20 protein-coding genes are annotated in these 20627 nt (G+C 70.1%); 10 read left to right on the plus strand and 10 right to left on the minus strand.

Annotated features, from left to right (window positions below; all coding sequences use genetic code 11):
• Window positions 1–2: 2 nt before the first annotated feature.
• Genes ASC61_RS02050 through ASC61_RS02060 form a run of 3 tightly spaced genes read right to left on the minus strand, consistent with a single transcriptional unit; the run spans window position 3 to window position 2047 of the window.
• Window positions 3–512: a PPA1309 family protein gene (locus ASC61_RS02050; RefSeq protein WP_200935377.1), complete on the minus strand. Its 510-nt coding sequence runs from the start codon at window positions 510–512 to the stop codon at window positions 3–5.
• On the minus strand, window positions 503–1576 hold the full coding sequence (locus ASC61_RS02055; protein ID WP_235503455.1) for a YlbL family protein: 1074 nt from the start codon (window positions 1574–1576) through the stop codon (window positions 503–505). Before ASC61_RS02055 ends, ASC61_RS02050 begins: the two co-directional genes overlap by 10 nt.
• A gap of 9 nt (window positions 1577–1585) precedes the next feature.
• Window positions 1586–2047: a molybdenum cofactor biosynthesis protein MoaE gene (locus tag ASC61_RS02060; RefSeq protein WP_056208628.1), complete on the minus strand. Its 462-nt coding sequence runs from the start codon at window positions 2045–2047 to the stop codon at window positions 1586–1588.
• 67 nt (window positions 2048–2114) lie between these two features.
• On the opposite strand from ASC61_RS02060, the gene ASC61_RS02065 reads away from it, so the two are divergent.
• Entirely contained in the window at window positions 2115–3422 is a 1308-nt protein-coding gene (locus ASC61_RS02065; protein WP_056208630.1) for a zinc-dependent metalloprotease, read from the plus strand.
• Window positions 3419–3970, plus strand: coding sequence for an NUDIX hydrolase (locus ASC61_RS02070; RefSeq protein ID WP_056208633.1), 552 nt, complete (start codon window positions 3419–3421; stop codon window positions 3968–3970). Before ASC61_RS02065 ends, ASC61_RS02070 begins: the two co-directional genes overlap by 4 nt.
• Here ASC61_RS02070 and ASC61_RS02075 read toward each other — a convergent pair.
• A complete protein-coding gene (locus ASC61_RS02075; RefSeq protein WP_056208636.1) occupies window positions 3921–4421 on the minus strand; it encodes a M48 metallopeptidase family protein in 501 nt (166 codons plus the stop codon). The genes ASC61_RS02070 and ASC61_RS02075 overlap by 50 nt on opposite strands.
• 442 nt (window positions 4422–4863) lie before the next feature.
• On the opposite strand from ASC61_RS02075, the gene ASC61_RS20005 reads away from it, so the two are divergent.
• The 3 genes from ASC61_RS20005 (at window position 4864) to ASC61_RS02085 (ending at window position 7465) form a co-directional block, all read left to right on the plus strand.
• Window positions 4864–5022 (plus strand): DUF5679 domain-containing protein, encoded by a 159-nt coding sequence (locus tag ASC61_RS20005; protein WP_200935378.1) that lies wholly within the window; start codon window positions 4864–4866, stop codon window positions 5020–5022.
• A 142-nt stretch (window positions 5023–5164) separates the two neighbouring features.
• The gene (locus ASC61_RS02080) at window positions 5165–6052 is read left to right on the plus strand and encodes a hypothetical protein (protein ID WP_157439346.1); all 888 of its coding nucleotides are present in this window, start codon (window positions 5165–5167) and stop codon (window positions 6050–6052) included.
• A gap of 27 nt (window positions 6053–6079) precedes the next feature.
• Window positions 6080–7465 (plus strand): ABC1 kinase family protein, encoded by a 1386-nt coding sequence (locus tag ASC61_RS02085; protein ID WP_327019486.1) that lies wholly within the window; start codon window positions 6080–6082, stop codon window positions 7463–7465.
• Here the strand turns inward: ASC61_RS02085 and ASC61_RS02090 are convergent.
• The gene (locus ASC61_RS02090; RefSeq protein ID WP_056208642.1) at window positions 7462–9507 is read right to left on the minus strand and encodes an ATP-dependent DNA helicase UvrD2; all 2046 of its coding nucleotides are present in this window, start codon (window positions 9505–9507) and stop codon (window positions 7462–7464) included. The genes ASC61_RS02085 and ASC61_RS02090 overlap by 4 nt on opposite strands.
• Window positions 9508–9582: 75 nt before the next feature.
• On the opposite strand from ASC61_RS02090, the gene ASC61_RS02095 reads away from it, so the two are divergent.
• Window positions 9583–9831 (plus strand): mycoredoxin, encoded by a 249-nt coding sequence (locus ASC61_RS02095; protein WP_056208645.1) that lies wholly within the window; start codon window positions 9583–9585, stop codon window positions 9829–9831.
• Here the strand turns inward: ASC61_RS02095 and nudC are convergent.
• The 5 genes from nudC to moeZ form a co-directional block, all read right to left on the minus strand.
• Window positions 9828–10688: an NAD(+) diphosphatase gene (gene nudC, locus ASC61_RS02100; RefSeq protein ID WP_056208646.1), complete on the minus strand. Its 861-nt coding sequence runs from the start codon at window positions 10686–10688 to the stop codon at window positions 9828–9830. The two genes, ASC61_RS02095 and nudC, sit on opposite strands and share 4 nt — an antisense overlap.
• 9 nt (window positions 10689–10697) lie before the next feature.
• Complete coding sequence (locus ASC61_RS02105) at window positions 10698–13871, minus strand: ATP-dependent DNA helicase (protein WP_056208649.1); 3174 nt, start codon at window positions 13869–13871, stop codon at window positions 10698–10700.
• Window positions 13868–17065 (minus strand): ATP-dependent helicase, encoded by a 3198-nt coding sequence (locus ASC61_RS02110; RefSeq protein ID WP_056208652.1) that lies wholly within the window; start codon window positions 17063–17065, stop codon window positions 13868–13870. The genes ASC61_RS02105 and ASC61_RS02110 overlap by 4 nt, the downstream gene beginning before the upstream one ends.
• Before the next feature lie 29 nt (window positions 17066–17094).
• On the minus strand, window positions 17095–17388 hold the full coding sequence (locus ASC61_RS02115; protein WP_056208655.1) for an MGMT family protein: 294 nt from the start codon (window positions 17386–17388) through the stop codon (window positions 17095–17097).
• Window positions 17389–17475: 87 nt separating this feature from the next.
• Window positions 17476–18648, minus strand: a complete 1173-nt coding sequence (gene moeZ, locus ASC61_RS02120; protein WP_056208658.1) for an adenylyltransferase/sulfurtransferase MoeZ — start codon at window positions 18646–18648, stop codon at window positions 17476–17478.
• A gap of 127 nt (window positions 18649–18775) precedes the next feature.
• Here moeZ and ASC61_RS02125 point away from each other — a divergent pair, with 127 nt between their 5' ends.
• The 4 genes from ASC61_RS02125 to ASC61_RS02140 are packed head-to-tail and all read left to right on the plus strand — an operon-like array spanning window position 18776 to window position 20593.
• The gene (locus tag ASC61_RS02125; RefSeq protein ID WP_056215190.1) at window positions 18776–19426 is read left to right on the plus strand and encodes a TetR/AcrR family transcriptional regulator; all 651 of its coding nucleotides are present in this window, start codon (window positions 18776–18778) and stop codon (window positions 19424–19426) included.
• Window positions 19423–19683 carry a DUF3107 domain-containing protein gene (locus ASC61_RS02130; RefSeq protein ID WP_327019487.1) on the plus strand — a complete coding sequence of 87 codons (261 nt, stop codon included), beginning with the start codon at window positions 19423–19425 and terminating at the stop codon, window positions 19681–19683. Before ASC61_RS02125 ends, ASC61_RS02130 begins: the two co-directional genes overlap by 4 nt.
• A gap of 8 nt (window positions 19684–19691) precedes the next feature.
• Window positions 19692–20054: a hypothetical protein gene (locus ASC61_RS02135; RefSeq protein ID WP_056208664.1), complete on the plus strand. Its 363-nt coding sequence runs from the start codon at window positions 19692–19694 to the stop codon at window positions 20052–20054.
• 2 nt (window positions 20055–20056) lie between these two features.
• The gene (locus ASC61_RS02140; RefSeq protein ID WP_056208667.1) at window positions 20057–20593 is read left to right on the plus strand and encodes a GrpB family protein; all 537 of its coding nucleotides are present in this window, start codon (window positions 20057–20059) and stop codon (window positions 20591–20593) included.
• Window positions 20594–20627: the final 34 nt, after the last annotated feature.

A 20627-nucleotide genomic window follows, 5' to 3' on the forward strand; every position in this document is an offset into this window, starting at 1 on the left:
CTCTATGCCAGAGTGCGGCGGAGGTGTTCGATCAGTCCCGGCACGAGGTCGGGACCCTCCAGCAGCTCGGCATCGTGGGGTTCTCTGGCGCGTACGGCACTGTGTGCCCCGCCATCACGGACGACGGCGGCGACGAGCCGCACCTCGCGGCGATCGGGGTGGGCCGCGACGACGGCGATCAGCTCGTCGGGGTCGTCCGGCAGGGCGGCCTCGGCCTCCGGCGGCAGCATGATGCGCTCGACGACAGCTGCGCAGCCGATGACGGCGTCGGGCCACACGATCTCGGTCAGCAGGTCCTCGAGCTCGCGGTCGCCCGGCAGCTCCTGCTCGACCGGCGTCACGCTCGCCGGGTCATCGGAGAGCTGGTCGGCGAGGCCCGGCTCCTTGGCGATCAGGTCGGCGGTCGGCACGAGGGCGAAGAGGCGGGGAGGCTGGTCCCAGCCCTCGGCGCCGACGTGTGACTCGACCTCGAGGGCCGCTTGACGCAGCGGCGAGTCGGGCATCAGCTGCATGACGGGACCTTGGCGTCGGGGTTCTTGGCGAGTGCCTCGAGCGAGGAGATCGCGTCCTTGAGGTTCGAGATCCGGACGAGCTTGAGCCCGTCGTCGTCGCCGTCGGCGGCCTCAGCGCAGTTGGCGGCCGGCACCAGGAAGATCGTGGCGTCAGCGTTGGCCGCGCCGGCCATCTTCTGCCGTACGCCGCCGATGGGAGCGACCGTGCCGTCGGGAGCGATCTCACCCGTGCCGGCGATCTTCTTGCCACCCGTGAGCTCGCCGGGGGTCAGCTTGTCGTAGATCGCGAGGGCGAACATCGTGCCGGCGCTCGGCCCGCCCACGTCGGTGCCGACGTTGTTGTTGACCTGGAACGGATAGGTGTACTTCACGCCGATCGAGATGCCGACGCGCGGGACGGTCTTGTCCTTGGCATCGGGACGGGTCACAACCGGCACGTCCACGGACTCGCCCCTGCGTTCGACAGTCAGGCGTACGGTCTCGCCCGGGTGGTGCGTGCCGACGGCCTTGACGACCTGGTCGGGGGTCGTGACCTTGGTGCCGTCGACGTCGAGGAACACGTCGCCCGCCACGAGCTTGCCGAAGGCGGCGCCACCCTTGACGACCTGCACGACTGACGGCCGCTCGCCGACCTTGTAGCCGGCTGCTCGCAGGGCTGCGACGCGCGAGGAGTCCTGCGAGCCCGTCATCTGGGCGGCGGACTCGGCGTCGGACTGCTCGCGCGTCTCGTTGTCGGGGTAGACGAGGTCCTTGGGGACCACCGCCTGGTCCGAGGTGAGGTAGGCGGCCAGGGCCGCGCGGATCGACAGGTGTGCGTCCGGGCCACCGACCCGCACGGTCGTGAAGAAGAGCGACCCGGACGTGGGGTAGGTCTTGGCCTTGGCGCCGAACGTGAACATCGACTCGCCACCCTTGACCGGGCCCAGCGTGTCCTGCACAGGTCCCGGCTGCAGCCTCACGTAGGGAACCGGCACCATGAACGCCACGCTCGTCAACGCGATCAAGGAGATCGTCGCCACGACCATCGTGGTGTAGCGAGCGCTCAGCTTGTTCGGGTCGGACACACGGTGAGCCTAGTCAGTCCCGGCAACCGGCGGGCCCGCGGCCGGGGCGTCCGGAGAGCCGACCCACGCGGCGTCCCCCGAGGCGTACGTCTGATGCTTCCACACCGGCACGTCGGTCTTGAGCTCGTCGATGAGCCTCCGGCACGCCTCGAACGCCTGGGCGCGGTGAGCAGCCGACGCGGCGACGACCACCGCGAGGTCGCCGACGGCCAGGTCACCGACGCGGTGGACGCCCGCCAGGCCGACCACGTCGCACTCCGCGGCGATGCGCTCGGCGACGCCACGCAACCGGTCGAGCGCCGTCGGGTGCGAGGAATAGCCGAGAGCAGACACCTCGTGGCCCTCGTCGTGATCGCGGACCGTGCCGATGAACACGCAGATGCCACCCGCCGCCGGATCGGTCACCGCGGCGTACACCTCGTCAAGGCTCAGCGGTGCGTCGCGGATGTCCAGGAGGCGTACGGCAGTCATGTCGGATTCATCGTAGAGCGAACATCGATCCCGTGGGATCGGCGGATCCGGTCGCTACTGTTGACGCATGGCCGAGAACGAGAACGAAGAGCCCGACAACCCCTTCAAGGGCACCCCCATGGAGCAGCTCTTCGGCGCGTTCTCCGGTGGCCAGATGGACATGAACCAGATCATGGGCCAGATGCAGAAGATGTTCGCCCCGCACGAGGGCAGCGTCAACTTCGACCTGGCCAAGGACGTCGCCCGGCACACCGTGGCCGCGGCCGGACCAGACCCCACGCCCAACTCGGCCCAGCAGGGCGCGGTCGACGACGCCGCCCAGCTCGCCGAGTCGTGGCTCGACACCGTCACCTCGATCCCCGTGGGCGCCACCACCGCGACGGCGTGGAGCCGCGCGGAGTGGATCGAGGCGACGTCCGGCACGTGGCAGCAGCTCGTCGAGCCGATCGCCGCCCACGTCGTCAAGGCCATGGGCGAGGCGCTTCCCGAGGAGGCCAAGGCCATGGCCGGCCCGCTGATGGGCATGCTGTCGCAGGCCGGAGGCGCCATGTTCGGCCAGCAGGTCGGTCAGGCCCTTGGCGGTCTCGCCGGAGAGATCGTGTCGTCGACCGAGATCGGCATCCCGCTCGGTCCCGAGCGCATCGCGGCCGTCCTGCCGTCCGGGGTCGAGGCGTTCGGCGAAGGTCTCGAGCACCCGGCATCTGACGTGCTCCTCTACATCGTCCTGCGCGAGTGCGCGCACCACCGCCTGTTCCACCACTCCCCGTGGCTGCGTCCCGCGCTCGTCGGCGCGATCGAGGAGTTCGGCCGCGGCACCCGCATCGACGTCGGAGCGATCGAGTCGCAGCTGCAGGGCCTCGACCCGTCGCGTCCCGAGGAGATCCAGGAAGCGTTGGCCGGCGGCCTGTTCGAGCCCGAGCGCACCCCGGAGCAGCAGCGGGCGCTCGACCGCCTCGAGACCCTCCTCGCGTTCATCGAGGGCTGGGTCGACGAGATCGTCACCCAGGCAACCAAGGACCGTATGCCCGCAGCTGCCCCGCTCGCCGAGGCGATGCGCCGCCGCCGGGCCGCCGGTGGCCCGGCCGAGCAGACGTTCGCGTCCCTCGTCGGCCTGGAGCTGCGTCCTCGCAAGCTGCGCGAAGCCACGACGCTGTGGGCCGCGCTGCGCGACCGCCAGGGGCCCGAGGCCCGCGACGCGGTGTGGAGTCACCCCGACCTGATGCCGTCGGCGGCAGACCTCGACGACCCGCTCGGTTTCGCGCAGGGCGAGCACCGCACGCAGAGCGACGACGACTTCGACGCCGCCCTCGGAGAGCTGCTCGACAACGACCCCGGCGACGCCGCTGAGGGCGACCCCGACGGCACCCGCGAGTGACGCTGCGCGACGACGCGCACGGCGTTCTGAGCGGCTGGTCCGCCCTCGACGCCGAGCAGGAACGGCTGCGTGCGCTGTACGTCGCGCACACCGAGACGTACGCCGACGCGATGAGCCGCGAGTGCCATCCCGATCACCTCACGGCGAGCGCGATCATCTTCTCGGCCGATCACCGTCGCGTCCTGCTGACCCTGCACCGCATCATCAAGCGGTGGCTGCAGACCGGCGGGCACTGCGAGCCCGACGACGCGACCTTGGCGGAGGCTGCGCTGCGGGAGGGCCGCGAGGAGAGCGGGATCGCCGACCTCGTGATCGACCCCGTACCGGTGCTGCTGTCCCGGCACGAGGTGCCGTGCGGGCCGCTGCGGCCGGCCCATCACCTCGACGTGCAGTACGTCGCCGTCGCTCCAGACGGGGCGCAGCACGTCATCAGTGACGAGTCGGACGACCTGGCCTGGTTCGGGGTCGACGCGCTGCCGGCCGACACCGACGACTCGGTCAGGGCGCTGATCGCTGCTGCCAGGACACGCCTTCGAGGAACGCCTTAGCCCTGGCCGTCTCGGGATAGGCGTCGACGAGCGCCCAGAACTGCTTGCTGTGGTTGGGCTCGATGAGGTGGGCCAGCTCGTGCAGCAGGACGTAGTCGACGACCCACTCGGGCATGCCCTTGAGCCGGCCGGACAACCGGATGCTGCGGTCGGCGCTGGTGCACGAGCCCCACCGACTGTTCTGGTTGGACACCCAGCGCACCGACAACGGGACCGCGCGACCGTCGAGCCACCGGCTGGACAGCTGGGCGGCCCGCGTCCGGAGGTCGTCGTCGCTCGGGCGTACGCGTTGCTCACGGCGGTCGAGCCGCTCGACGAGGCTGCGCACGTGGCGCTCCTCCTCGGCCTTGGAGAGGTGCGCCGGCATCAGGACGATCGTCTTGTCGCCCTCGCGATAGGCGCGCACCGTGCGCTTGCGTCGGGCGCTGCGCCGGATCTCGACCTCGCTCATGATCCGAAACCTATCTGCTGATGCCCACCTTTTGTCCGTCCACAGCTCGGGCCGGACAAACCGGCTGGTCACACAGGCAGATCCGGGGGTGTGAGGGTGGCGGCGCACAGGTTGTGCACTGCGCCGTCCACATGGCTCCTCGGCGTTCCCCACAACTTGTCCCCATTGTTATCCACAGGCGTGGACAACGGTTGCCCGAAACCGGTTGCCGGGAGCCGCTGGCCGCCCTAGCCTGAGGCGCATTCGAGGCTCCCGACGGAGCTCGCAAGGGGAAGGCAAGCTCCGTCGGGAGCCTCCCTCATGTCAGCGGGCCCGCGCTGGACGAGACCTGCGTTTGGAGGCATTCCGACGCGCCGAACGCCTTTACGCTCAGCTGAGCGTGAAACGGCCCTTCCACGCGTACGCTGAACGTGACTAGCACCACATCGGCAAGGAGGCCGCAATGTCGGAAACATGGAGTGGCGAGTTCTACTGCGTCAAGTGCAAGGAAAAGCGCGAGGCGTCCGGAGAGGTCCACGTCAGTGACAAGGGCACTCGTATGGCCAAGGGCGTCTGCCCGGTCTGTGGTACCAAGCTGAACCGGATCCTCGGCAAGGCCTGAACCACCTGCGGGGATCCGGGCCCCGCACTTCCCCGAGTTTCGCGGAGGATCCGACACCGTCGGGTCCTCCGCTTCTCTGTCTGCTGATGCCGCTGTGGACGACTCGCTCGCCGGATCAGCGTCGAACGACGACTCTGACGACATGGCCTTCCGACCTGCGCTTCGCCCCGGTGCACCGCTCCTGCGACGAGACGCCACGCACCTGCAGGTCGGCACCTCCCCCGGCATCGTCATCGCTGATCGACCCGGCCTGCTCGAGCTGCTCCACCTCCTCGACGGCGCGCGCGACGTCGACCGCCTGACGGCGATCGCGCGCGACGCGATCCCCGACCTCGCGGCGCCGGTCGCCGAGATCCTCGCTGAGCTCCGGTCGGCGGGCGTCGTGTTCGACGCAACCCGCTGGAGCACCGCTGAGGTCCGCGGCCTCGATGCCGAGGCACGGCATGCCGACTTCGGCGGTGACGATCCGGCCCGGCTCCGCCACCGACAGGCGTACGGAGTCGCCCTCCACGCGGACGCCGGCAGCCACCGGCTGTCCGAGATCCTCCGATCGACCCTCGCCGATGCCGGCATCACCCGGTTCGCCCCCGACCATCCGGACCTCCTGGTCATCGCGTCGTGCGGGGAGCCCGCCCGCACCGTGTTCGAGCAGCCGGCGCGGCTCGGGATCGACCACCTGCCGGTCGTGATCGACGAGGATCGCGTTCGGATCGGGCCGCTCGTACGCCCCGGGCACACGCCCTGCGTGTCATGTCACGACCTGCACCGGGCGGACTGGGACCGGGCCTGGTCGGCGCTGGTGCACCAGCTCGGTCGCCACACCGCGAGCATGACTCCCCCGGCCATCGACGCCGTCACGACCCATGCCGCCGCACTCGAGGTCGCCGTCGAGGTGCTGGCCCACGCCGACGGCGGTCGCGGTCGCAGCCTCGGTCGATGCCTCGTCGTCGGACCTGCGCACGACGACCGTGACAGCTGGCCGCTGGCGTTCCACCACGCCTGCACGTGCGACCTGCTTCGGGCCGCCTGACCGCGGGCCCCGGACTATCCTGACGAGGTGCCCCAGACTCCCGACCGGCCCGACGGACCGGACCAGGCCGGCTCGCCCGGCAAGGGCGAGCCCAAGGGCCGACCGCTGACCGGCAGCGCGTTCCTGCGCACGGCCCGCCTCGCCTCGCTTCCGGTCGGCTTCGCCGGGCGTACGACGTTGGGCTTCGGCAAGCGCATGGTCGGAGCACCTGCGAACGTCGTGCTCAACGAGGTGCAACGCCGTACGGCCGACCAGATCTTCTCCGTGCTCGGCCAGCTCAAGGGCGGCGCGATGAAGTTCGGCCAGGCCATGAGCATCTTCGAGGCCGCGCTGCCCGAGGAGTTCATCGGGCCCTATCGCGAGACGCTCGTCAAGCTGCAGGACTCGGCCCCGCCCATGCCGCCGGACACGGTGCACCGGGTCTTGGCCGAAGAGTTCGGCGCCGACTGGCGGCAGCAGTTCACCTCGTTCGACGACAAGCCCGCCGCCTCGGCCTCGATCGGCCAGGTGCACCGCGCGGTGTGGGCCGACGGCCGCGACGTCGCGGTCAAGCTGCAGTATCCCGGCGCCGCCAAGGCGCTGACCGCCGACTTCAAGCAGATCGCCCGGCTGGCGCGACTGTTCGGGACGCTGGCGCCGGGACTCGACGTCAAGCCGTTGGTCCAAGAGCTGCAGGACCGGGTCGCCGAGGAGCTCGACTACAACCTGGAGGCCGGGGCACAGAGCATGTTCGCCGCGGAGTTCGAGGGTGATCCGGAGATCGTCGTCCCGGACGTCCTGGCCTACACCGAGCACGCCCTCGTCTCGACCTGGCTCGACAGCGACCACTCGTTGGCGCAGGTCATCACCGAGGGCACGCAGGAGGAGCGGGACCGATACGGCGAGGCGTACGTGAGGTTCCTGTTCGCCGGCCCGATGCGCACCGGGATGCTGCACGCCGACCCGCACCCCGGCAACTTCCGCGTCATGCCCGACGGCCGACTCGGCGTCGTCGACTACGGCGCCGTCGCGCGCCTCCCGGACGGGCTTCCGGAGCCGGTGGGCCGGCTGCTCCGCCATGCGGTCGCCGGTGACTACGACCTGGTGCTCGAAGGGCTGCGCGACGAAGGGTTCGTCAAGCAGACCACCGACCTGGATGCCGACACGATCGCCCGCTACATCGGCCCGTTCGTCGAGCCGGCGAGCGTCGAGCGGTTCACGTTCAGCCGCGAGTGGATGCGCGCGCAGACCTTGCGGGTCAGCGCTTTGACGTCGGAGGGCATGGGCACCGCGATGAAGATCAATCTGCCGCCGCAATATCTGCTGATCCACCGCGTGTGGATCGGCGGCATCGGCGTGCTCAGCCAGCTCGGCGCCACGGCCCCCTTCCGCGCGATCCTCGAAGAATCACTACCCGGATTCGCTGACGCCTAGCGATCCCGGATCAGCTCGAGGACGGAGTCGGCGTACTTCTCGAGCTTGGCCGGACCGATGCCGGGCACCTTGGCCAGCGCGTCGGGATCGGCGGGCTTGACCTCCGCGATCGACTGCAGCGTCGCGTCGGTGAAGATCACGTAGGCCGGCTTGCCCTGCTCGGTGGCCTGCTCGGTGCGCCAGGAGCGCAGCTGCTCGTAGAGCTCCTCGTCGTAGGTGGCCGGGCAGTCCTCACAGCGCCCCCGCTTGCGGTCGGCGACGGCCAGGACGGTATTGCAGACCCGGCACTTGGCGACCTTGCGCTCACGGGGCTGGCGGGCGGTCTGCCGGGCCTCGTGGTCGGCGGGCAACAGCGGGTCGAGGAAGCGGGTCGGTCGACGGTTGCCGCGACCGCCGCGGTTGCGGGTCACGGCCCAGGAGATCATCAGGTCGTGGCGAGCGCGAGTGAGCCCGACGTAGAACAGTCGGCGCTCCTCCTCGACCGCCGCCGGGGTGTCGGCGTGGACGCTCGGCATCATGCCCTCGTGCATGCCGACGCAGAACACCGCGTCCCACTCCAGACCCTTGGCAGAGTGCAGCGTGGCCAGCGTGACGCCGTCTGCCGCGGGCGCGTGCGCCTGGTCGGCGCGCCGGTCGAGGTCGGCGACGAGTGCTGTGAGGTCGGCGGCGGGGTCGGACTCCACCAGCTCGGCGGCCATCGAGACGATCGCGTGGAGCGACTCCCAGCGATCGCGGACGGCACCGGCGCCGTTGGGTGGCTCATCGGTGTGGCCCATCGCCGCGAAGATCGCCCGCACCTCCTGGACGAGCTCGCCGCCACCCTCGCCGCCGCGGGCCGCACCGCGCAGGAGCGTGACGGCCTGGCGCACCTCGGCGCGGCGGAAGAACCCCTCGACGCCGCGCAGGACGTAGGGAATGCCGTGCTCGCCGAGCGCCTCCTCGAATGCCTCGGACTGGGCATTGATCCGGAACAGGATGGCCATCTCCTTGTAGGAGACGCCTCGCCGGTGAAGCAGCGCGATCTCGCTCGCGACCGCAGCGGCCTCGGCCTGCTCGTCGGGGAAGCCGATGTAGGTCACCGGGTCGCCCGGCTCCTGCTGGGACTGCAGGCGTACGCCATCGGTGGCGTGGGTGCGGCTGAAGACCGCGTTGGCCGCAGCCACGATCTGGGGCGTCGAGCGGTAGTTGCGGACGAGCTCGATGCGTTGGGCGCCCTCGTGGCGGCGACCGAACGAGCTGAGGATCTCGGGCGAGGCGCCGGCGAACGAGTAGATCGTCTGGCGTGGGTCGCCGACGACGCAGATGTCGTTGCGGCCGCCGAGCCACAGCTCGAGGAGGGTCGACTGGAGCGGGTTGACGTCCTGGAACTCATCGACGACGAACCAACGATATTGCTGACGGACCTGGGCGGCGATGCGCTCGTCGTCGGCGAGGATCGCCGCGGTGATCAGGAGGATGTCCTCCATGTCGATGCGCCCGCGATCGCGCTTGACGTCTTCGTAGGCCGTCATGATGTTGCCGACCGTGGGGTGGTCGAGATCGGCGACCTGGCGGCGAGCGGGACCCGCCGCGGCGGAGTAGGCCGACGGGCGGATGTTGGAGACCTTGGCCCACTCGATCTCCGACGACAGGTCGCGCAGCAGCGGGGTGTCGGTGCGGATGTTGAGGCGACGCGCGGCCTCGGCGACGAGGGCGAACTTGGAGGCCGTGACCTCGGGGAACTCGCCGCCGTAGACCTGGGGCCAGAAGTAGCGGGCCTGTCGCAGCGCCGCGGAATGGAACGTGCGCGCCTGCACTCCGTCGGCGCCGAGCTGGCGCAGTCGGGTGCGCATCTCGCCGGCGGCGCGGGTCGTGAACGTCACCGCCAGCACCTCGGTGGGCTTGTAGACGCCGGTCGCGACGCCGTAGGCCATGCGGTGCGTGATCGCGCGGGTCTTGCCGGTGCCGGCGCCCGCGACGACGCTGACCGGCCCCCTCAACGCCTGGGCGACCTCACGCTGCTCAGGATCGAGTCCCGTCAACAGGTCGTCGGCACTGGGCACGCAGGCTCCTCATGGAATGGTTGAAGTGGCAATGATGTTGAGACAATCAAGACTAGTCGTCGAAGGAGACACTCCATGTCGGGCACGTTCACGATGTACTCCACCCCCTGGTGCGGGTACTGCCACCGGCTCAAGGGCCAGCTCAAGCGCGAGGGCATCACCTTCGACGAGGTCGACATCGAGCAGGTGCCCGAGGCCGCGTTCATCGTCGAGCAGGCCAACAACGGCAACCAGACCGTCCCCACGCTGGTCTTCGCCGACGGCACGGCGCTGACCAACCCGTCCGTCGCCCAGGTCAAGGCGCAGCTGGCCGCAGCAAGCTAGGCCCAACGGCCGCTGATGGTTCCTCCGTGCCACTTCTGGAGGAGCCACCGTGAGATCGAGACGTTGGGCGGCAGCAGCATCTCGCTGGCCGCCGTCATCTGCGTGACGTCGTCACGGGTGAACCAGCGCGCCTCGGCGATCTCGTTCTGGTCGATCGTGATGTCCGACGTCAGCGCCTGGCCGAAGAACCCGAGCATGAGGCTCGACGGGAACGGCCACGGCTGGCTGCCGGCGTAGGTGACCTCGCCGACCTGGATGCCGACCTCCTCGAGCACCTCACGGCGTACGGCATCGTCGAGGGACTCCCCCGGCTCGACGAACCCGGCCAGGGTCGAGAACCGGCCCTCGGGCCACTGCTGGCCGCGGCCCAGCAGTGCTCGGTCGTCACCGTCGGTGATGAGCATGATGACCGCGGGATCCGTGCGCGGGAAGTGGTGCGTGCCGCACGCGGGGCAGATGCGGACGTGACCGGCCTCCGCCGGGTCCGTCGGCTGGCCGCAGTTGGCGCAGAACCGGTGGTGCTCGTGCCACCGGGCGATGCCGACCGCGTGCACCCCGAGGGATGCCTCGTCGGGTGCCATCGTCGGTCCGAGCATGCGCAGGCTCACCGGCGCGAGCTCGTCGGGCACCCGGTCGACCATCACCGCGGCGTAGCGGACGCTGTCCTTGATGCCGAGGAAGATCCACTCGCCTTCGGGTGCCTCGTCAAGGCTGAGCCAGCGGACGCCTGCGCCGCCGTCGGTCGCCACGTGCTCGCCGCCGATGACCATCACGCGTACGTCGCGGGTGCGCCACGCGTCGTCCTTGCGCAGATGGCCGGCGCGGTCGTGCTGGGTACGGTCGAAGGCGAAGTCCACGCCTCTACGCTAGTCCGGGCCTCCGCCACCCCGGAGCAGTGCCTCGAGAGCGGGGCGGTCGAGCAGCTGGTCGGCGCCGTAGCGCAGGGTCCTGCCGAGACGGACGTAGTAGAAGGCTCCGGTGACATCCTCGGGCGCGACCCCGTTGAGCTCTGCCCAGGCCAGCCGGTAGATCGACAGCTGCAACGGATCGGCCGTGGGCTTCTTGTTGGTCTTCCAGTCGACCACCTCGAAACGGGTGCGTCCGTCCTCGGCCGTGGTCGCGAAGACGGCGTCGATGCGTCCGATGACCTGCTGACCGGCCAGGACGATCGAGAACGGGGCCTCGATGGCGAAGGGATCCCGTTGGCCGTACTCGCCCTCGCTGAACAGGGTGATGACCTCGTCGAGCTCGGCGTCGGAGTTGAGGTCGACATCGCCCTGCCCGGGGAGCTCGGCCGGGTCGAGCAGCACCTGCTGGCCGTAGTGCGCCTCGACCCACGCGTGGAAGCGGGTGCCGAACCGGGCCGCGGGTGACGGGCGGCGCGGCATGGGGCGGGCCAGCTCGCGCGCGAAGGACGCCTCGTCGTCGGCCAGGCCGAGCATCGAGGTGGTCGAGACGGACCCGGGCAAGGTCACGACACGTTGCTGTGCGGCCATGGCGTCAGCCTCGGCGAGCAACAGGTCGACGTCGGCGCACAGCTCGTCGAGGCGGTCGGCCGGCAGGAGGGCCACGTCGAACGCCGGCCGTTCGGACCGGTCGAGGGTGTCGCGGACGGCCGACGCCAAGGCCTGACGGCGCGCCAGGACGGGCGGTGCCGCCGGCCAGTCGGAGCGCTGCACCGTGTCGAGGTGCGGATTGGTGGCCCCGGGAGCGGGTTGAGGCGCCCACGTCGCGGCGTCCTCACCGTTCTCGATCAGCCACTGACGGGTCGCAATGAGGAACTCGGACGGGCCACGCGGCTTGATCTGGGTGCGCCCCCACCAGTGCCCCGACAGCACCAGGCGTTCCTCGGCGCGGGTGTAGGCGACGTAGGCCAACCGGCGCTCCTCCATGTGTCCCAGCTCCTTGTTGCGAGCGTCGTGGACATTGCGGGAGTCGTCGGTCCAGTCGTCCGGGCGGTCGGCCATCTGCGGCAGGCTGGACCGGTCGCCGCGCAGGGCGGTCGGCACGGCCGACGCGGTGGTGATCCAGTTGGCGCGTCCCTGGCCCGTGGGGAACACCGTGGCGGACATGAACGGCACGAACACGGTGTTCCACTCCAGCCCCTTCGCGCGGTGGATCGTCAGGAGCTTGACCGACTCGGCCTCGGAGGGGGTGAACACCTCCATGCCCTGGTTGTAGATCTCCTCGGCGTTGAAGTAGGACAGCAGTCCGGCGAGCGAGGCGTAGCGATCGCTCTCGGAGTAGGTCGCCACCGCGTCGAGGAAGAGGGCGAGGTTGTCGCCGGCGCCCTCGACGTCGCCGGCCTCCAGCTCGATGTCGAGGTCGAGCATCCGGACGGCACGTCGGGCCAGGTCGATCAGCGGCTCGCTGCTGTGCCGGCGCACCGAGGTGATGATGCCGGACAGCTCGGCGAACCGAGCCCGAGCAGCCTCGGAGTAGGGCAGATCGCCGAGATCCTCCAACGCGTCGGCCAGAGCGACGATCTCGGTCGGATCCGTGCCCTCAACCGCGTGCGCCAGGTCGGCCGCCAGGGAGGGTTCGGCCTCGTCGTCGCGGCTGACCGACCGGCTCAGCTGCGAGGCCCGGCGGCCCAGCAGTGCGAGATCGCGCGGGCCGACGTTCCAGCGCGGTCCGGTCAGCAGTCGCAGGGTCGCCGGATTGGCGGTCACGTCGTCGACGACCTCGAGCAGCGACACGACGTCCTGCACCTCCGGCTGCGCGAGCAGACCCTGCAGGCCGACGATCTCGAAGGGAATGTGCGAGTCACGCAGCGCCTTGACGATCTCGCCGTTCTCGGCTGCGACGCGTACGAGGATCGCGACGCTGCGCAACGGGACGACGCCCTCGTCGCGGATCTGCTCGATCTGTCGCACCATGGCGCTGATCTCCTGGGACACCGTCGAGTGCAACGCCACGTCGACGCGTCCACCCGGGTCCTTGCCAGACACCAAGGGCTCGACGCTCCTGGTGATCCTGGCGTCGTCGTAGAACGCCGAGATGATGTGGTTGGCGGCGCCGATGATCTCGGGCCGGCACCGATAGGTCTGCCGCAACGTCAGGCGGCGACCCGGCACGTCCTCGATCGCGAAGTCGTCGAGGAAGTCCTCGAGGTTGCCGGTGGCCGCGCCTCGCCAGCCGTAGATGCCTTGAGCGGGATCGCCGACCGCGGTGACCGGGAGCCCCGCGAACAGTCCCACCAGCAGGTCACGCTGGGCCACGGAGGTGTCTTGATATTCGTCGAGGAGGACGACGTCGTACTTCTCGAGCATGGACTTGCGTACGGCCTCGAGGGTGGCGAGCTCGGCACCCCAGGCCATCTGGTCGGAGAAGTCCATGACCCCGTCGGCCAGCTTCGCCGCCCGGTAGGCGTCGACCAGCCGGCTGAGCTCGGTCCGCTTGCGCGCGGTGGCCGCCGCCTGGGCCACGACCTTGTGGGCCGACCGACCTGAGTCGTCGCAGGCCATGATGGCCTCGTCGTACGCCCTCAGGTCCGCCGGCGTGACGAGGTGCTCGGAGAGCTCCGAGTCGAGCTTCATCGCGTCGGGCACGAGCCGTGGGATGTAGGTGGTGACCAGGTCGAGGGATCCCTCGTAGGACTCGATGGCACGGGCGAAGCGCTGGAAGCGGGACGCGTCGGTGACGACGCGCAGATCGGGCTCGACGCCCAGCCGCAGCCCGTGCTCGGCGATGAGGGTGCCCGCGAACGCGTGATAGGTCGACGCCGTGACCTCGCCCCAGCCGGCCTCGGCGTGGTCGACACCCAACAACTCGAGGCTGGCTCGAATCCGCTGGCCGAGCTCGGCTGCTGCCTTGTTGGTGAACGTCAGTCCGAGAATGCGTTCGGGAGGGATGCCCAGATGACCGACGAGCCACACCACCCGGGCAGCCATCACGGTCGTCTTGCCGGAGCCGGCCCCGGCGATGATCGAGCTCGGCGCATCCAGCCCGAGCGTGATCGCGTCGAGCTGGGCACGCGAGAACTGGCGGTCGAGGATCTCGCCGAGGTGCTGCTCGTCGCGCACGAGGGGCGCGGTCATGACTTCTCCTCGATGAGGATCGACGCGCCCTCGTCGTGTGCCGGGCAGATGCGTTTGAACGCGCAGTAGCCGCATGCCCCGCCGACCGTCGCTGCGAACTCCTCGGCATCGATCAGTCGGACCGCCTCAGTGACCTGCTCGCGGGCGGTCGTCGTGCCTTCGGGCGCGCCGGGCTGGGTGCGGGTTGCGGCTGACTTGGTGCTGGTGCGCAGGTAGACGAGCTCGGCGCCGGCCGGGCCGTCTCCCGGCGCCAGCTCGTCGAGGGCGCCGGCCTCGACGGCCAGCTGATAGACACCCAGCTGCGCGTTGACGGCCGCGTCCTTGGCCGTCATGGGGGTCTTGGACGTCTTGAAGTCGACGACGTGGATGCCGTCGTCGTCACGTTCGACGCGGTCCATCGAACCGGTGAACCTGGCCTCACGGCCGTCGACGTCGATCGTGACGTCGAACGGGTGCTCGACGGCGAGCACCTCGCGCGGATTGGTCCTGTGCCACTGGGCGAACTTCTCGAGCGCCTCGACGGCCTCGCGGCGTTCGCGAAGGCTGATCCACGGCGCGAGCCCCAGCGCATCCCACACCGCATCGAGGTGCGCCGACAGCTCGGCCACGTCAGGCTCGACCCCGCTGCGAACCGCTTCGGCCGCCAAGGCATGGACGATGGACCCGAAACCCTGTGCCGCCGAGGTGCCCCGGTCGCCCTTGGCCTCGTGCCCGGCGAACCACTGCAAGGCGCACTTGGTCAGCGTGTTCATCTGGCTGCCTGACAGCCGCAGCGCCTCGGCCCGGTCGCGCACCGGCTCGTCGTTGGTCGTGCGCTCAGCCAGCCCCCACCAGCGGTCGGGGTGCGCCGAGCGACCGGACGGGTGCTCGGCGAGCCGGGCCAGCTGAGCGGCGACCCGGGCGCGGACGGCTTCGTCATCGGTGGACTCACCGATGCGGCGCAGCTCGGCGATCGCTCCGCGCAGCGACAGGGAACGGCGGGGTCGCGGCTCGGCCTCCGGGAGCGTACGGACGGCAGCGCCCAGGAGATGCGCGTGGAGCTCACCGACGAATCGCGAGGGCTGGTCGCCCTCGTCGGAGCCGCTGGCGACCGCCGTGACGACGAGCCGGGACCTCGCACGGCTGCACGCCACGTAGAACAATCGGCGCTCCTCTGCCGCCGCGGTCCAGGGAGACGGCGGGGGCTGGACGCCGTCGGGAGAGAGCCGGTCGCCCTGCAGCAGGCTGCCGCGGGCTCGCAGGTCCGGCCACTCCCCGTCCTGCACACCCGCCACCACCACCAGCGGCCACTCGAGCCCCTTGGACCGGTGCGCCGTCATGAGCTGCACCGCGTCGCCGGAGTCGCCGCTCTGCGCGATCGAGCTCGCCGGGATCTGTTGCGCCTCGAGGGCGCGGGCCACCTCCGCGACCGAGCGATGCGCCTCGCGCTCCTCGGCGCGGGCAGCCTCGGCGAACAGCGCGCACACGGCGTCGAGGTCGTGATTGGCTCGAGCGCTGCCGTCGCCGTCGCCCTCGGCCTCCGCCTGCAGCCGGGTGGGCCACCTGGTGCCGTCCCACACGGTCCACAGCACCTGCTCGGCCGGGTCGCCGTCCTTGATCTGGTCGGCCGCCGTGAGGAGCAGCTCGCTGAGCCTGGTCGCAGCCTCGACCGCGCGGGCAGGTGGGCCCTGCACCTCCAACGTGGCGAGGTGCGCCGGATCGCCCAGCGCCTCGGCGATGAGGATCCGAGACGCCCGCGGAGACTGGCCGTCGACGGCGTCGGCCTTGCGGAGCGTGCGGCCGAGACGGCGCACACCCGCCGCGTCCAGATGGCCCAACGGACCGGTGAGCAGGGCATGGGCGACGTCGGGCGACAACGTCTCGCCGCGGCTCAACGAGTCGGCGGCGTGCAGGGCCGAGAGCAACGTGCGTACGGCCGGCTCGACCGCCAACGGGAGCTCGTCCCCGGCCACCTCGACCGGCACGCTCGAGGCAACCATGGCGCGCTGCAGCCGCGTCAGGTGGGCGCCGGAGCGGACGAGGACGGCCATGTCACGCCATGCGACGTGGTCGTGCAGGTGCGCTTCGCGGAGCATCAACGCGATGTGCTCGGCCTCGGCGGTGGGCGTGGAGAAGGTCCGCACGTCGACGGTGCCCGGGTCGTCGACCTTGCTGATGGGGTTGCGCAGGGCGGCGTAGGCCGAGCCGTCGACCGCGCCGAGGGCACCCTTGTTGTCGACGATCGACCTCACGGCCGCGGCGATGTCGTCGCCGTAGCGATTGGTGTAGGCGAGCGTCAGGCGTGGCGCCGGTCCGGCAGCGGTCGCGAAGGCGTCGGGGAACTCGACGATGCCGCGGACGTCGGCACCGCGGAACCCATAGATCGACTGGTAGGGGTCGCCGACGACGACGAGGTCGCGACCGTCACCGGCCAGCGCCTGCAGGAGCTCGACCTGGAGCGGGTCGGTGTCCTGGTACTCGTCGACCACGACCAGCGCCAGCTTGGCCCGCCAGCGGTCGCGCACCTCAGGATCCTTGAGGGCGTTGACCACGGCGAAGATGAGGTCGGTGTGGTCGATCGTGTTGGCCAGCGCCGCCACGGCGGTGACCTCGTCGAAGAACCGCGCGGCCGACCTCCAGTCGTCGCGATCGGTCCGGGCCGCCACCTGCGCGAGGTCGGCATCGTCCATGCCGAGCGCGCGGGCCGAGGCGATGAGCGAACGCAGCTCCGAGGCCAGCCCGCGGGTGCGCAGGGCCGGCCGCAGCACCGCGGGCCACTGCTCCGCATCGACACCCGCGAGCACCTCGGAGATCATGGCGTCGTTCTCGGGGGCGCTGAGCAGCCTGATCGGGTTGGCGAAATCGGTCGGCGACTGCTCGGCCCGCAGCAGGGCATAGCAGAACGCATGGAACGTCATCGCCGGCGTGGTGCTGGTGGTGCGGGCCAGGCGCCGGGCAATGCGCGAGCGGATCTCCTGCGCGGCCTTGCGGCTGAACGTGAGGACGAGTATCTGGTCGGGGCTCAGGCCGCCGTTCTCGACCCGGTCGACGACGAGCTCGACGAGCGCCGTGGTCTTGCCCGCCCCGGGACCGGCCAGGACCTGCAGCGGGCCGCCGCCCGCGGAGAAGTGGTCGAGCACGGCCTGCTGGCTCTCGTCGAGCACCGGAGGGGTGCTCGAAGCGGCGCTCGGCCGCTGCAGGACGTACTCAGGCATGTGTCCATCTCACCAGACGGGGCAGACACTCAGGCGAAGTCCCACGCGGCGTTCTTCATGTCGACCCGGCCGTTGCGCACCGGGGTGCTCTCCTCGAGCCAGTGCAGCTGCGCCTCGGGCATCAGCGGCGGCGCCATCGCCCCGTCGGCGCGGACGACCCGCCACCACGGCACGACCTGCCCCTCCATCGCCATGACCCGACCGACGTAGCGCGGGCCGTATCCGGCGGCGAGGTGCTCGGCGATCGCGCCGTACGACACGGCCCGGCCGAGCGGTATCCGCTCCACGAGGTCGAGCACCCGCTCCACGAACTCACGATCCATAGGACCAACTCACTCGTTGGGAGTGACACTTTCGAGGCGACACGCCGTGCGCCACATCAAAAGCGTCACTCCCAGCGAGGACGGAGGTCAGTACGAGGGTTGGCTCGGGTCGATCTGGTTGACCCAGGCCACGACGCCGCCACCGACGTGCACGGAGTCCTTGTAGCCCGCACCCTTGAGCACCGCGAGCGCCTCGGCAGAACGTACGCCGGACTTGCAGTGCAGGACGATCTGCTTGTCGTCGGGCAGCTGCTCCAGCGCGTTGCCGTTGAGGAACTCACCCTTGGGGATCAGGATCGACCCCGGGATCTTGTTGATCTCGTACTCACCGGGTTCGCGCACGTCGACCAGCACGAAGTCGCGCCCGCCGTCGTTGCGCTCCTTGAGCCAGCCGTCGAGCGTCGTCACCGAGATCGTCGAGTCGGCGGCCGCGTCGGCAGCCTCCTCGCTGATCGCACCGCAGAACGCCTCGTAGTCGTCCATCAGACCCGTGATCGGCTGGCCGGTGGGGTCGCGCCGGATGTTGAGCGTCGAGTAGCGCATCTCGAGCGCGTCGTAGACCATCAGCCGGCCGATCAGGGGGTCGCCGATACCGGTGATCAGCTTGATCGCCTCGGTGACCATGATCGAGCCGATCGAGGCGCACAGCACGCCCAGCACGCCACCCTCGGCGCACGACGGGACCATGCCCGGCGGCGGCGGCTCGGGGTAGAGGTCGCGGTACTGCGGCCCCTCCTGCGCCCAGAACACCGACACCTGGCCCTCGAACCGGTAGATCGAGCCCCAGACGTACGGCTTGTTGAGCAGCACGGCGGCGTCGTTGACGAGGTAGCGCGTCGCGAAGTTGTCGGTGCCGTCGAGGATCAGGTCGTAGTCGGCGAAGATCTCCAGCACGTTGTCGGTGTCGAGGCGCACGTGATGCAGGATCGTCTTCACGTACGGATTGATCTCAGCGACGGAGGCAGCTGCGGATTCGACCTTGGGCCTGTCGATGTCGGACTGCCCGTGGATGACCTGGCGCTGCAGGTTGGACTCGTCGACGACGTCGTCATCGATGATGCCGAGCGTGCCGACGCCCGCGGCGGCGAGGTAGAGCAGGGCGGGGCTGCCGAGACCGCCGGCGCCGATCACGAGCACCTTGGCGTTCTTGAGACGCTTCTGGCCCGTCATCCCGACGTCGGGGATGATCAGGTGCCGGCTGTAGCGGCGTACCTCGTCGATGGTCAGTTCGTCGGCGGGTTCCACGAGTGGGGCGACCACGGGTTCTCCTCTGTGCAAGCTGAGCTGCAAACGGTTCTGGCGGCATAACACCGCACGCACGTTCCATTGTTCCCCGTATGGCCAACGCCCCCGGCGGGCGTCCGGATGCCGGGCACGACCGACTACTCTGGGGCCCGTGACCGAAACCACCCCGCTGCGTCCGCGCACGAGCCGCCTGCCGCGCACCGCGCGACGCGCTCAGCTGCTGGAGGTCGCGCTCGAGGTGTTCGTCGAGCAGGGCTACCACTCCGCGTCGATGGACGAGATCGCCGAGCGTGCGGGCGTCTCCAAGCCCGTGCTCTACCAGCACTTCCCCGGCAAGCTCGACCTCTACCTCGCGCTGCTCGAGACCTCGTGCGACACCGTGATCGACGGCGTCAAGACCGCTCTCGCGTCGACGACCGACAACCGCAAGCGTGTCCGGGCGACGATGGAGCTCTGGTACGACTACGTCGCCGACCAGGGTGCCGCGTTCCGGCTGGTGTTCGAGTCCGACCTGACGAGCGACCCCTCCGTACGCGAGCAGATCGATCGCGTCATCGAGGAGTCCGCCTCCGCGATCGCCGAGGTCATCCGCGAGGACACCGGCCTGCCCGTCGCCTCGTCGCACCTGCTGGCCGTCAGCCTCGTCGGCATGGGTCATGTCGGCGCGCGCAACTGGTTGTCGCAGGACTCGACGCTCACCCGCAGCGAAGCCGTCCAGCTCGTCGCCGGCCTCGCCTGGCGCGGCATCGGCGCATTCCCCCGCAACGAAGATGACATCAAAGGAGATGAGTGACCGTGGAGGTCAAGATCGGCGTGCAGCACGCCGCCCGTGAGCTGTCCGTGGCAACCGAGTCGACCCCGGATGCCGTGCTCAAGGCACTGGAGACGGCACTGAAGGACGACGCCGTGTTCACCCTGACCGACACCAAGGGTCGTACGGTCGCGGTTCCGGCCAGCAAGGTCGCCTACCTCGACTTCACCTCGGACCTCGGCCGCAAGGTCGGCTTCGGCCTCGCGGCGAGCGAAGCCGTCACGGCCGCCTCCAAGTAGGTCGCGCGATGGCCGACCCCGTCGACACCCGTGAGATCGCCGTCAGCGGCGATCCCACGCGGGCCCGGGCCTCGGTCGTGCAGGCGCTGGAGAGCCGAGGGTTCTCCGTCACCTGGCACGACGAGTGGTCCGGGACCGCCGAGAAGGGCAGCAAGGGCAAGCAGCTCCTGCTGGGTGGCTTCGCGCCACACCTGCAGGTCGGCCTCGCGCTGCACGCGATCGACGCGGGCACCGTCGTCCGGTTGACGCGTCCGTCGGCGGGCATGTCCGGCGGCCTGATGGGCCGGGCCAAGGCCGTCAAGCAGTTCAACGGCGTCGTCGACGAGCTCGTGGCGGCGTTCCGCCAGGCCGGCGTCCTGCTCGAGGGCTAGGCGTGTCTGACGGGTCGACCGAGTACCTGCTGCCCCCGTCGCGGGTCGACGGCACGATCGACCTGTCCCCCTACGACCCGCAGTGGCCAGAGACGTTCGAAGCCCTGGCGACCGGCATCCGTACGGCGTTGGGACCGGTCGCCACGGTGGTCGAGCACGTCGGCTCGACCTCGGTCCCGGGACTGCCGGCCAAGCCGATCATCGACGTCAACCTGCTCGTCGTGGACAGCGCCGACGAGCCCGCGTACGTGCCGGCGCTCGAGCGCCTCGGCTACGTCCTGCACCTCCGCGAGCGCGGCTGGCACGAGCACCGCTTGCTCCGGCTCGACGAGCCGCGGGTCAACCTGCACGTGTTCACGGCGGGCTCCCCCGAGCACGACCGCATGATCACGTTCCGCGACCGGCTGCGCACCGATCCTGCGTCGTTCGAGCGCTATCTCGCGACCAAGCAGCGCCTCGCCGCGCAGCACTGGGAGCACGTGCAGGACTACGCCGACGAGAAATCCTCGGTCGTCGAGCAGATCCTGTCGGATTCGTAGGGGTCCCGTTCGTCGTGCTGATGTACGACGATGA

The sequence above is a fragment of the Aeromicrobium sp. Root344 genome (genome assembly GCF_001425755.1).
Lineage (GTDB): Bacteria > Actinomycetota > Actinomycetes > Propionibacteriales > Nocardioidaceae > Aeromicrobium.